We start from the raw sequence: 12376 nt of genomic DNA on the forward strand, positions 1-12376 counted from the left end.
CGACGGTTCTAACCGTCGGGAACACTCACGACTAGTAGTTCGGGGTCTTGCGGAGAAGTTCTTTGCGGGCAACGATTTCCGGCAGGTAGACGCGGTCGTTCCACGACTCGGGCGACACCGCCTCGACCGCGATCGAGACGACGCCTTCGTCGCAGCCGAACGCGTCGGTGACCGCTTGGGTGACCGCGGAGACCAGTGCGGCTTCGCGGTCGTTGGTGAGCGGGGCCGGGAAGTGCTTGATGCTGACGTGCGGCATGACTTTCTCCTTCACTGGGTGAGACGGCCTGTGATGGCCTTGACGAGCGCGTCGATGTCGGGGTCCTTGAGCATGCTGTAGTGATCGGCGTCGACGTCGATCACCGTGGGGGCGACCGCGGAGTAACCCGAGCTGTTCTCGATGAACGAGTAGTCGTCGCCGCGTGCCTTGAAAATCGTGACGGGCGCCGAGATCCGGCGCTCCGCGAGTTCGCTGAAGACGTATTTGAACTGGTACGTCTGGCGGACCACCCGGACGATGCGGCGGACCAGGTCCGGGTCGAGGCCATCGAAATGTGCGCTGATGAACGCGACGAACGACTCGTCGTCGTCGACCGTGCGCAGGCATTCGTCCAGCAGCGGGCCCGTGATGCTGCCCGCGAAGACCGAGTACAGGATCGTCAGGTACGCCTCCGAGCCGGCACGCACGCGGGGCGCGCCGGGGGCGAGCAGGAACAGATGGTCGACCTTCTCGCCCGAAAGCTCCAGCTGGTAAGCGGATTCGAACGCGACACGCGCGCCGAACGAGTAACCCCACAAGGTGTACGGGCCCGCGGGCTGCAGGCGCTTGATGACCTCGACGTCGGCGGCGGCCATCTCCCTGATCGTGCGATACGGGGTCTCCCCCGCGTTGATCCCGTACGCCTGCACACCCAGGAACGGGCGGTCGATCTTGCCCGCCAGCGCACGAAGATTCATCGCGTAGCCGCCCAGGCCCGGCCAGCAGAAGATCGGCGAGCCCGATCCCTCCGAACGCAGGCGGACCAAGCGGGAGCAGGTCCGGCCGTCTCCGCAGTCGACCAGCACGGCCAGCTTTTCCACCGTGGGAGCCTCGAAGACCACCTGCAGCGGCAACATTGTCCTGAACTCCTTGTTCAGCTTGTTCACCAGCGCGACCGCGATCAGCGAGTTGCCGCCCGACTCGAAGAAATCGTCGAGCACCGAGACGGTGTCGCGGCGCATGACCTTCGTCCAGATGCCCGCGATCCGGGCCTCCGTCAACGATCGAGGCGCCACGAACGGACGGTCCGCGACGTCGGCTATGTCCCAAGTGGACAAAGCGACCGAGTCGATCTTCCCGTTGACCGTCAAGGGCAAGCGGTCCAGCACGACGACCCGGTTCGGCATCATGTAGTCCGGCAGGCAGGTGAGGAGGTCGTCACGGATCAGCTCGGTCGGTCCCTTCATGTGGACCACGTCCTCCTTCATGCCCATCGCCCGGACCTGCTCGTCGCTCACCTTCCCGCCGACGGAGAAGTACGACGGGTTGCGGGTGCCGAGAATCCCGTCCAACCGGCGAGCCGACGGGAGGTCGTTGCCGGTCTTCGAGCTGTAGCCCGCCGACATGAAGCCGAAGTTGAGGTCGTTCATCTGCAGGTGGTGGAGCTTCCGGCCGAGATCGAGGTAACCGCGCCACGACTCTCCCCTGCTCACCAGCGAGATCCCGATGCTCGCGCGCTCATAGACCTGCTGGTTGATCGCGATCACATGTTTCTTCAGCACGAGTTCGCTCGACACCCGGTGCAAATCGCCGTCGGCGTAGCGGTACTGACCCGCCGGCAGGTCGGCCACGCGTCCAGGGTGTGACTGGACGTAGACGTCGAGCGCGTCGTCCGGGCGCGGGCCCGCGTACGAGACCATTTCGAAGGCGCCGAGGTAGTAGTCCTCGTCCGCGCATTCCACAGTGGACTTGACCTCGGGCGCGAGCGGGGCCGCGCGCAGGTCGAGGCCGTGCTCGGGCAGTATCTCCTCGAACAGGCCGACCATGTGGCCCGCTTCGATCTCGAGCACCTCCTGGATGTTGTTCTTGTACACCGGCTCGATCGCCTGCTTCTTGCCGATGAAATGGACCTTCACCGTCGCCGCCGGAACCGGCGCCGACTGGATCAGAACCAACTGGTGCAGCACCGGCTGGTAGTAGTAGAACCCCGGCCGCAGGCCGAAAGCGTTCATCTCGAAGTACATCTGCGTCGCGTACAGCGAGCCCGGCGAGGCGTAGCCGTACTTCGGCAGCAGCCGCTCGTTGCTCTGAAACTGGCCGAAATACCGGAGCATTTCCCCGAATTCCGCGAATCCGAGGTCCCCCACCGCGCGCGGGTCGACGCCGCCGACGTTCGAATCCAGCAGCTTCAGGATGTCCGCCTTCAAGAACGTGCCACCCTCGAAGAAACGATACGTCTTGCGCGCGAACACGCGCCGACGCTGTTCCGGCGTCGGCATCCAGCCGCGCAGGTCGACCACCGGCTTGCCGCTCAGCGAAGCGGCGTCGCGGCAGCCGCTGTTCGCCAGCTGGGCCTTGATCTGCAGCTTGCTCTGCTTGGACTGGTGGTGGGCCCCGTGGTTGCCCTGGTCCATCAGCGCGGCTTCCTTGGGATTCAGCTCGATGAACGCGATCAGCTCCTGGAACCGGCCGCCGTCCTTCACCACGACCGCGGCGTTCTTGACCCACTCGTGGTTCTCGATCGCGAGCCTGATCTCGTCCAGCTCGACGCGGAACCCGCGCAGTTTCACCTGATTGTCGGTGCGGCCGACGAACTGCACCGTGCCGTCGGCGTTCCAGTACCCCAGGTCGCCGGTGCGGTACAGCCGGGAATACCCGAAGTCCTCCTGGAACGGGTTGGCGATGAACCGTTCCTCAGTCAGCTCTGGCCGGTGCAGGTAGCCGCGCGCGAGCTGGATCCCGCCGACGTACAGTTCGCCGACCTCGCCGACGGCCACGGGTTCCCGGCGCTCGTCCAGGATGTAGTACTGCGTGTTGTCCACGGGCGCGCCGATCGAGATCGTCGGCGGGCCTTCCGCCAGCGCGTCCCTGTCGACCGTGTGCGCGGACGAGTTGATCGTGCATTCGGTGGGGCCGTACAGGTTGACCAGGGCGCAGTCCGGCAGCGCCGCCACGCATTCGAGCGCCAGCGACTTCGACAACGCCTCGCCACCGCTGAAAACCTGGCGCAGCGACACACAGGTGGACAGTTCTTCGGTGTCCAGCAAGGCCTGTAACAGCGTCGGTACACATTGGATGGTCGTGACCTCGTACCGGCGGATCAGCGTGAGCAACCGGTCCGGGTCACGGTAGGCGCCGGGCCCGCCGACGACGACCTGGGCGCCGACGCAGGGCGCGAGGATCTCCCACTGCGCGGCGTCGAAGCTCATCGGCGTCTTCTGCAGCACGACACGGCTTTCGTCCAAGCCCTGTGCGCGACGCAGCCAGCGCATCTGGTTGACGATGGCGCGGTGGTCGACCATCACGCCCTTCGGCTTGCCCGTGCTGCCGGAGGTGTAGATGACGTAAGCCAGGTCATCGGCGGACACCGGGACACGCCGCTCCCCCGAGCCGCCGAACGTGACGACCCGCGCGCCCGGAGCGAGTTCCGCCGCGCGCGAGGCCAGCGAAGGCTCGGTGAGGATCACGCCGGCCCCATGGTCCTCGACCATGTAGCGCAGGCGTTCTTCGGGATATTCCGGCGAAAGCGGCAGGTACGCGGCGCCGGCGAACAGGATCCCCCACGCACCCACCGGCAGCTCGAGCGACGGCTCGACGAACAGGCCCGCACTACCGTCCACACCGGACTCCAGCAGCGACCCGGCCAACGCCTCCGCGCGCGCCACCAGCTCGCGGAAGGTCAGCGACTCGTCCTCGTACCGGATCGCCACGGCGTCCGGCCGTATTCGGGCCTGTTCCCGGAGCAGATCAGGCAGACATCGGGTGTCGAGCGGTACCTCGGTCGCGTTGAACTTCCGGGTGACCAGTGCCACCTCATCCGGCGCGAGGACCTGCTTCGCCTGGTTCACGTTCGGCTCCCTCGGTCAAGGCCGCTGAGACAAGTTGCGGCAAACCTAAGGAGCGCGACTTCCGATCGACTATCGATCGGCTATCCGCCTTACACGGCAGGGCGGCGCGCGGGGATGAACGAGTCCCTGATCATGAGCACGGCCTCGAGACGGTTACGTGCGCCGAGTTTGGTGAGCGCGTGCGAGACATGGCTCTTGATGGTCGCGTTCGAGACGCCGCACAGCTTCGCGGCCTCGGCCGTCGACATGCCCTGGCCGAGCAGCGTCAGCACCTCGCGTTCGCGGTCGCTGAGCTTGAGCACGGCCTCGGCGCGCGGCGAGGATTCCGCGCGCGGGACATAGAGGTCGAGCAGTTCCGGTGACAGCACCCGGTTCCCGGCCGCGACGGCGTGCACCCCACTGACCACGCCGTCGAGTTCGGTGTTCTTCACCAGGCACCCCGACGCGCCCGCGGCGAGCGCGTTGTCGAGGCCGCGCCGGGTCCAGTCCATGCCGAGCACCAGCACCGGGATGCCGCGCCCGGCGAGTTCGCGGACCACGCCGAGCAGGAAGTCGCCGTGCCCGAGGCCGAGCACGACCACATCGGTGTGGCGTAGCGGCCAGTCGGCGATCGGGCGGTGGCTGTCCACCACCGCGACGACCGAGATGCCCTGACCGGTGCTGAGCACGCCCTCGACGAACTGCCCGGAGATCGGGTCGTGTTCGGCGAGCAGGGTACGGACGCGGGGCCCGGAATCCTCGAAAGGATTCGTCATCGCTTGGTACTTCCTCTCCGCGGTGGTGACTATGCGTCACCCTCCAGCGGAATTGCCAGGCCGTCAACAACGTTCGGCCGGGGCCGAATGGTCACCTGGCCATGGGTCCCAGCAGCAACTGCAATCCCAGCGGTGAGGCACGATGCATGGTCGACCGGCCGCGGTGCCTGCTCTCGATCAGCCCGGCCTGGCGGAGCACGGAGGCGTGCTCACTCGCCGTCGCCGGGGCGATCTTGAGCCGCCGCGCCAGGTCGGTGGTGTTGAGGTCCTCCTCGGCCAGCGTCCGCAGGATCCGGGCCCTGGTCTCGCCGATCAACGCCTGGACCGCGGCGCCGGTGTCCTCCGCGCGCTTCGCGCCGAGCGCCGTCCAGTGGCCGACCGAGTAGACCAGCACGGGCGGCAGCTTCGGGTTCTTGTAAGTGGTCGGCATGCCCATGCAGAAGAACGCCGGGATCAGGCGCAGCCCGCGCCCGTTGAGGTGCAGGTCCTGGTCGACCGGGAACTCGACCTCCAGCACCGGCGCACGCCAGCGCGCCGCCGGGTGCAGCGTCGAGAGCAGCCTGCCGGGCCCGGCGACCTGGAGCGTCTCGGTGCGCCGCGAGAGGTCGCGGCCGACGACCTTGGTGATGTGCTTCCAGTGCGGCGCGATCCCACGCTGGAAGTAGTCACGGACGGCCGTGCCGAGCACGCGGACGTCGCCGTCGCTCACCCGATCGGCCCACTGCGGCAGCCGGTGGTCCTTCGCCAGCTCCGCCAGGTCCTCGCGCACGTCTTCGGCGGGCGTCGCGGCGAGCGCGTCGATGCCCTCGTCGATCGTGGCGACCGTGGCGGGCGGGGTGAGGAAGTCCGGGCAGTACCCGTGTGAGGGAATGAGGTCGAGCAGCGCGCGGCCGTTCGGCGGCAGCGCCGCACGCGTGCTGTCACGCCAGCGCCCGAAGACGGGCGCGCCCTCGGGCCTGCGCAGCCGGTACGAGCTCAGCAGCAGTTCCCACATCGGGTCCGCGGACGGCGCGAGCTCGATCCTGGACAGGTCCGCTTCGGTGAAGTGGATACGCAGCACGGCTTCTCCCCAGCGATCGGCGGGCACTACGCGCGGATGCTAACCCATGTATGCAGCTGTTGACACCAACTATCCACTGGGAGTGACACAGTCCGCATTTCCCACCGTACGAGGGTAAAACAAGGTCGGCTACCGTCAGCGTCGTGAACCACTCCGGACTACGCGCCGACGCGGCCAGGCTGACCCTGTCGCACATCATGGCCAACACCGACACCAACCTGCTGGGCACGGTGCACGGCGGGGTGATGATGAAGCTCGTCGACGACGCGGCCGGTGTCGTCGCCGCCCGGCATTCCGGTGGCGCGGCGGTGACCGCGTCCATGGACGAGATGCTCTTCCTCACCCCGGTGCGCGTCGGCGACGTGGTCCACCTGCGCGCTCAGGTCAACTGGGCGGGCGCCACCTCGATGGAGGTCGGCGTGCGGGTCGAGGCCGATCGCTGGGACGCCACCGTGCCCGCGGTGCACGTGGCGACGGCGTACCTGGTGATGGTCGCCATCGACGGCGACGGCAAGCCCCGCACGGTCCCGCCGGTACTGCCCGAGACGGCAGAGGAGAAGCGCCGGTTCGCCGAGGCGGAGATCCGCAGGCGCCACCGCCTCGCCAGGCGTGCGGCGATCCTCGACTCCCGCAACGGCGCCCGCTGAGGCTTTTGTACGGTTCGTGTATGCCGGGCCGGCACGCTCGGCGGATGCGAATGTTGACCAGACTGGCCATCGCCGCCGTCCTGATCGCCGGCCTGCAAGCACCGGGAACCGCCTTCGCGGCGGGTAACCCGCTGGAGAAGACGAACGGGTTCTACGTCGACCCCGGCTCGAACCCGGCCGTCTGGGTCCGTGACCACGCCGGCGACCCTCGCGCCGCGTCGATCAAGTCGGCGATCGCGTCGAAGCCGGGTGCGCGGTGGTTCGGCAACTGGAGCGGTGACATCCGCAAGTCGGCCGACGCCTTCACCTACGCCGCCGACGTCGTGGACAAGCTGCCGATACTGGTCGCGTACAACATCCCCGGCCGCGACTGCAACGGCCACTCCGGCGGCGGCGCGGGCAGTCCCGATGCCTACCGGACGTGGATCTCGGAGTTCGCCGCGGGCATCGGCGGCAAACCGGCCGTCGTGATCATCGAGCCCGACGCGCTGGCCCAGCTCGACTGCCTGCCCGCCGCCGACCGTCAGACCCGGCTCGACCTGCTGCGCTACGCCGCCGGCCAGTTCGCCGAGAAGGCGCCCAACACCTGGGCGTACCTGGACGGCGGCAACGCGACCTGGATCCCGGCCGCGACCATGGCGCAGCGGCTCGACGCGGTCGGCGTGCGCTCGATCCGCGGCTTCACGATCAACGTGTCGAACTTCCTGACCACCGCGGACTCGGCAGCCTACGGCCGGTCGGTGACGGCCGCGCTCGGCTACCAGACCCAGTTCGTGATCGACACCAGCCGCAACGGCAAGGGTTCCAACGGCGAGTGGTGCAACCCGGCGGGCCGCAAACTGGGCACCCCGACGCAGGTCGGCGGCGGCGCGGACCTCCTGGTCTGGGCCAAGGTGCCCGGCGATTCCGACGGCGACTGCGGCATCGGCAAGGGCATCCCGGCAGGCACCTTCAGCCCTGACCTCGCCACCCGCCTCATCACCGGCTCCTGACCCCACGGGGTCGTGAGTGTTTTGGCCGGTTAGAACCGGCCGTACCACTCACGACCCCTTTCTCAGGGTTTGAGGTCGACGGCTGTGCGGAAGGACCCGTCCATGTAGAACGGGGTCGACGAGTGCTCGTGCGTGACCAGCCACTCGCCGTCGATCTTGCGCAGGCCGACCGTCGCGCGGAACCACAGGTCGAACTGCTCGCTGGAACCCTGCGGGGTCGCCGACAGCCGGTTGAGGCTGAAGCCGAACGCGACATCGTCCCCGACGCTCAGCTCGAGGTCGCGGATCTCGAAATCCATCTCGCCGGTGAAGCCCGCGAGCCACTCGCGCACCCCCGACGGGTCCGTGACCGCCGGGCCGGCGTTGCGCAGCGGCGGGGCCAGCGTGTACGTCACGGCGTCCGGCGCGAAGCGGGCGACGAGCGCGTCGGCGTCTTTGGCGCGCATCGCGGCCACGTGGGCGTTGAAGATCTCGCGGATGCGGGTCTCGTCCTGGGTCATGATGATCTCCTAAGCTTCGATACCTCTTACGTAAGTGGTGTAGAAACCGGCGATCCGGTTTCGACATCCGGGTGAAAGAGATTTCAAGATCTTTTGGGAGGCACCCGTGAAGTACCTGATCCTCGTCCTGAGCAACGAGAAGTCCCGCGCGGCCTGGGAGACCTTGAGCGAACAGCAGCAGCTCGAGTTCGGGCTGGCACACCGGACGCTCTCCGAGCAGCTCGCGGCGTCCGGTGAGCTGGTCTACTCGGAAGGCCTGGTGCCGCAGGAGCACGCGAAACGCGTCTCCGTGCGCGATGGGCAGATCATGAGCACCGACGGCCCGTTCGCCGAGGTCAAGGAGTGCTTGGCGGGCTATTACCTGGTAGATGTGCCGACGATTGAGCGCGCGGTCGAACTGGCCGCGCTGGTCCCCGACGCCGCGCTCAGCGAGGTCGAGGTCCGCCCCGTGTTCGAAATGAGCATGCTGGACGAATGGGCCAAGTGAGCCGCGCGATCGAGGACCAGCTGCGCGCACTCGCGCCGCAGGTGCTCGGGGTGCTCGTCCGCCGCTTCGGCGGGTTCGGGACCTGCGAGGACGCGGTCCAGGAGGCGTTGCTCGCGGCGTCGATCCAATGGGCGGACGAGGGACTGCCGGCGAACCCGAAAGGGTGGCTGATCACGGTCGCCACCCGGCGCCGGACCGAGCTGTGGCGCAACGAGACGGCGCGCCGCCGTCGCGAGGAAACCGTCGCCGCGGAGCCGCCGCCTGAACCCGGCTCGTCCGTCGACGACACGTTGACCCTGCTGTTGCTGTGCTGCCACCCCTCACTCACCCCGCCCTCCCAGATCGCGCTGACGCTGCGCGCGGTCGGTGGCCTCACCACCGGCGAGATCGCGCGGGCGTACCTGGTCCCGGAAGCGACCATCGGGCAGCGCATCAGCCGCGCGAAGCAGCGGATCAAGGCCACCGGCACCGAATTCCGCATGCCGCCCGCCGACGAGGTCGCCGAGCGGATGAAGCAGGTGCTGCACGTGCTGTACCTGATCTTCAACGAGGGCTACACCGCGAGCTCCGGCGAAGACCTGCACCGCGTCGAACTCACCGCGGAGGCGATCCGGCTGACCCGCCAGCTGCGGGCGCGATTGCCGGAAGACGGCGAGGTCGCCGGGCTGCTCGCGCTCATGCTGCTCACCGACGCCCGCCGTCCCGCGCGCACCCGCGCCGACGGCGCGCTCGTGCCGCTCGCCGAGCAGGACCGGCGGCTCTGGGACGGCGAGGCCATCGTCGAAGGCGTCGAGCTGATCACCCGCACGCTGCGGGACGCGCCGATCGGCCCGTATCAGCTGCAGGCGGCGATCGCGGCCGTGCACGACGAGGCCCCGCGCGCCGAGGACACCGACTGGCCGCAGATTCTCGGCCTGTACGACCTGCTCGCCGCGTTGACGCCGGGCCCGATGGTCACGCTCAACCGGATCGTCGCGTTCGCCATGGTGCACGGGCCGCACGACGGGCTGCTGGAGCTGTCCGTCGCCGAAGCCGATCCCGCGCTCGCCGATCACCACCGGGTGACGGCGGTCCGCGCGCATCTGCTCGAACTCGCGGGCGAGCACGAAGAAGCCCGCAAGTACTACCGGCTCGCCGCGCGTCAGACGCTCAGCCTGCCCGAGCAGCGCTACCTGGAATCGCGCGCGGAACTCATTTGATCGAGTGCCGCGAGCGCGGCTACCCTGTGAATATGGCTGACACGCGCCGATTTATCGACCCCTGGCCCCGTACGGGCGCCGGCGGGTCTTCGACGCGCCGCTGACTCCCGAGGTGGCCAGGGGATTCCTTTTCCCTCAACCACTCAGGAGCCGGTCATGTCCCCAAGCCTTACCCCGGAGCAGCTTTCCCGCGACCTCGCCGTGCGCGATCTCACCGATCCCGCCGAAGGCCCGCACGCCATCCAGCTCGTGCTCGAACGCGCCGTCACCGCGTTGACCGCGTTGTGGGACTGCGAAGTCCGCTGGTGCCGCGGCCCGAGAGTCGTCACGATCGAAGACAACTATGACAATCTCGGCTACGCGGGCGAGGACGTCACGCGCGACGCCCGCTATACCCGTTACGTAGACGGACATCGGATGCTTCGCAGTCATTCGAGCGCGCTCATTCCTTCCGCGCTCAGGCAACTGTCCACCCATCCGGCGGACGACGTGCTGCTCGTGTGCCCGGGAATCGTCTACCGGCGCGATTCGGTCGACCGGTTGCACACCGGCACCCCGCATCAGCTCGACCTGTGGCGGCTGCGGCGCGGCACGCTGACCGAGCACGACCTCGACGCCATGATCACCGCGCTGCTGAAAGCGTTGGTACCCGGCGCTTCCGACCTCCGGTCACCCCGTGTCCACCCGTACACGACGTCCGGGCTCCAGGTCGACGCCGACGGCATCGAGATCCTCGAATGCGGGCTCGCGCATCCGGCGGTGCTCGCGCGCGCCGGGCTCGACGAGTCGTGGAACGGCCTCGCGATGGGCATGGGGCTCGACCGGATTCTCATGCTGCTCAAGGACATTCCCGATATCCGGCTGCTGCGCTCGCCCGGCCAGATGACGGATCTCGCGCCCTATCACCCGGTCTCCCCCATGCCCGCGATCCGGCGTGACGTGTCCATCGCGGTGGACGCCGACGACCTGGCCGAAGACCTCGGCGACCGCGTCCGCACCGCGCTCGGCGACGACGCCGACTGCGTCGAGTCGGTGGAGATCCTCAGCGAGACGCCGTGTTCGGCCTTGCCCCCGCAAGCGCTCGAGCGGCTCGGCGCGCGACCAGGACAGAAGAACGTGCTGGTCAAGATCGTTTTACGGCATCTGGCGCGCACGCTTTCGGATCCGGAGGCGAACGCGCTGCGCGACCGCGTTTATGCTGCGCTGCACCAAGGTTCAAGGGAGCACACATGCCGGTCGAAGCCGAACTGACCGCGGTACTGCGGAATCCGGACGAGGTCCGTGCAGCGCTCGGCGCACGCGCGGAGGCCGAGCGCTGCACCTACTCCGACACGTACTTCGACTGGCCCGACCACCGGCTCACCGAAGGCGACTACAACCTCCGCGTGCGCACGGTCAGCCAGGACGGGTCGACGCGAACCCTGCTCACCTTCAAGGAACCGAGGACCGGCGCCTCGAAACACGCGAAGCCCGAGCACGAAACCGAAGCGGGCGACGCCGAAGTCCTGCGCACGATCTTCCACGGGCTCGGGCTCGTGGAACGGATCGCGTTCCAGAAGCACTGCGAGAACTACCGCTTCACCGACCGAGGCCACGACCTGCTCGCCACCGTGGCCGAGATCCCGGACCTGGCCGGGCAGACCTTCCTCGAACTGGAGACCATCGTCGAACCGGAGCACGTGACCGAAGCGCTCACCGCCATCCGGGCCGTGCTGCACGACCTCGGCATCACCGACGAGGACCTGTCGACCGAGTCCTACACCCGCCGAGTCGCCGCGCGCCGCTGAGGTTGGTACCGGCAAAGTCGCCCGCCCGGGTCGGTTGAAGGAATGAATGCCACGTTCACAACGCTGAGCACAAACGCCCCGTTCATGCCGTCCAGCACGCTTCAAAATGCGGGCAAAAGCGACAATGGGGGGCAAAAATCGCCAGCGCGAGTGAAAGGAACGAACGGGGCTTATGTGTCGCTCAGGGTTGCATAAGTGGCGTTTGTGCGCAGTCGACACGAGGTGGGCAACCTAGGGCCCGGCGACCAAACCCTCGCGCACCGCCCACAACGCCGCTTGGGTACGCGAAGCCAGGTCCAGCTTCGAGAGCACATTGCTCACGTGCGTCCGTGCGGTCCGCTCGCTGATCACCAGCGCGTCCGCGATGTCCCGGTTCGACTTCCCCTGCGCCACCAGCACCAGGATCTCGCGTTCGCGCGGGGTGAGCGCGGTCGCCGTGCGCTGCGGGGCGACCAGTGAGCGCGTCAGTTTCCTGGCCACCGCGGGATCCAGGTGCACCTGGCCGCGGTTCGCGGCGCGGACGGCGGCCACCACCTGGTCGGCTTCGGCGTCCTTGAGCAGGTACCCGGCCGCGCCCGCCTCGAGCGCCGAGTGGACGCGTTCGGCCTCGCTGAAGCTGGTCAGCGCGACGACCTCGACGTGCGGGTAGAGCTTCTTGATCGCTCGGGTGGCCGCGATGCCGTCGAGCCGGGGCATGAGCAGGTCCATCAGCACGACGTCCGGCAGTTTGTCGTCGTTGGCCGACACGGCGAGCTGGTCGAGTGCCGACTGGCCGTCCGGCGCCTCGCCGAGCACCTCGATGTCGTCGAGCATGTCGAAGAATGCGCGCATACCGCGCCGGACGACCACGTGGTCGTCGACGAGGAACACCCGGATGGGCGGCGGCCCGCCTGTCTGGGTCATGG

Annotated in this window: 12 protein-coding genes; 6 read left to right on the forward strand and 6 right to left on the reverse strand. The window is 68.1% G+C overall.

Annotated features, from left to right (window positions below; genetic code table 11):
* Window positions 1-31 precede the first annotated feature (31 nt).
* The 4 genes from ACFV15_RS24410 to ACFV15_RS24425 form a co-directional block, all read right to left on the reverse strand.
* On the reverse strand, window positions 32-256 hold the full coding sequence (locus ACFV15_RS24410) for a tautomerase family protein (protein WP_378352896.1): 225 nt from the start codon (window positions 254-256) through the stop codon (window positions 32-34).
* Between the two features lie 11 nt (window positions 257-267).
* Window positions 268-4044: an amino acid adenylation domain-containing protein gene (locus ACFV15_RS24415; RefSeq protein WP_378352897.1), complete on the reverse strand. Its 3777-nt coding sequence runs from the start codon at window positions 4042-4044 to the stop codon at window positions 268-270.
* A gap of 89 nt (window positions 4045-4133) precedes the next feature.
* Complete coding sequence (locus ACFV15_RS24420) at window positions 4134-4799, reverse strand: LuxR C-terminal-related transcriptional regulator (protein ID WP_378352898.1); 666 nt, start codon at window positions 4797-4799, stop codon at window positions 4134-4136.
* 91 nt (window positions 4800-4890) lie between these two features.
* Window positions 4891-5886 carry an ArsR/SmtB family transcription factor gene (locus ACFV15_RS24425; protein WP_378352899.1) on the reverse strand — a complete coding sequence of 332 codons (996 nt, stop codon included), beginning with the start codon at window positions 5884-5886 and terminating at the stop codon, window positions 4891-4893.
* A 116-nt stretch (window positions 5887-6002) separates the two neighbouring features.
* On the opposite strand from ACFV15_RS24425, the gene ACFV15_RS24430 reads away from it, so the two are divergent.
* Together ACFV15_RS24430 and ACFV15_RS24435 are read left to right on the forward strand one after the other, a co-directional pair.
* Entirely contained in the window at window positions 6003-6506 is a 504-nt protein-coding gene (locus ACFV15_RS24430; RefSeq protein WP_378352900.1) for an acyl-CoA thioesterase, read from the forward strand.
* A 44-nt stretch (window positions 6507-6550) separates the two neighbouring features.
* A complete protein-coding gene (locus ACFV15_RS24435) occupies window positions 6551-7498 on the forward strand; it encodes a glycoside hydrolase family 6 protein (protein WP_378352901.1) in 948 nt (315 codons plus the stop codon).
* Between the two features lie 62 nt (window positions 7499-7560).
* Here ACFV15_RS24435 and ACFV15_RS24440 read toward each other — a convergent pair whose 3' ends face one another.
* Window positions 7561-7998, reverse strand: coding sequence for a YybH family protein (locus tag ACFV15_RS24440; protein WP_378352902.1), 438 nt, complete (start codon window positions 7996-7998; stop codon window positions 7561-7563).
* Window positions 7999-8104: 106 nt separating this feature from the next.
* Here ACFV15_RS24440 and ACFV15_RS24445 point away from each other — a divergent pair, with 106 nt between their 5' ends.
* The 4 genes from ACFV15_RS24445 to ACFV15_RS24460 all read left to right on the forward strand — a co-directional run bounded on the left by ACFV15_RS24445 (window position 8105) and on the right by ACFV15_RS24460 (window position 11471).
* Window positions 8105-8485 (forward strand): YciI family protein, encoded by a 381-nt coding sequence (locus tag ACFV15_RS24445; protein WP_378352903.1) that lies wholly within the window; start codon window positions 8105-8107, stop codon window positions 8483-8485.
* The gene (locus tag ACFV15_RS24450) at window positions 8473-9684 is read left to right on the forward strand and encodes an RNA polymerase sigma factor (protein WP_378352904.1); all 1212 of its coding nucleotides are present in this window, start codon (window positions 8473-8475) and stop codon (window positions 9682-9684) included. The genes ACFV15_RS24445 and ACFV15_RS24450 overlap by 13 nt, the downstream gene beginning before the upstream one ends.
* Window positions 9685-9840: 156 nt before the next feature.
* Window positions 9841-10935, forward strand: a complete 1095-nt coding sequence (locus ACFV15_RS24455; protein WP_378352905.1) for a hypothetical protein — start codon at window positions 9841-9843, stop codon at window positions 10933-10935.
* Window positions 10914-11471 (forward strand): class IV adenylate cyclase, encoded by a 558-nt coding sequence (locus ACFV15_RS24460; RefSeq protein ID WP_378352906.1) that lies wholly within the window; start codon window positions 10914-10916, stop codon window positions 11469-11471. Before ACFV15_RS24455 ends, ACFV15_RS24460 begins: the two co-directional genes overlap by 22 nt.
* 231 nt (window positions 11472-11702) lie before the next feature.
* Here ACFV15_RS24460 and ACFV15_RS24465 read toward each other — a convergent pair whose 3' ends face one another.
* Window positions 11703-12374, reverse strand: coding sequence for a response regulator (locus ACFV15_RS24465; protein WP_378352907.1), 672 nt, complete (start codon window positions 12372-12374; stop codon window positions 11703-11705).
* Between the last annotated feature and the right edge of the window lie 2 nt (window positions 12375-12376).

It is taken from the genome of Amycolatopsis sp. NPDC059657, from assembly GCF_042734395.1.
Classification (GTDB): Bacteria; Actinomycetota; Actinomycetes; order Mycobacteriales; family Pseudonocardiaceae; genus Amycolatopsis.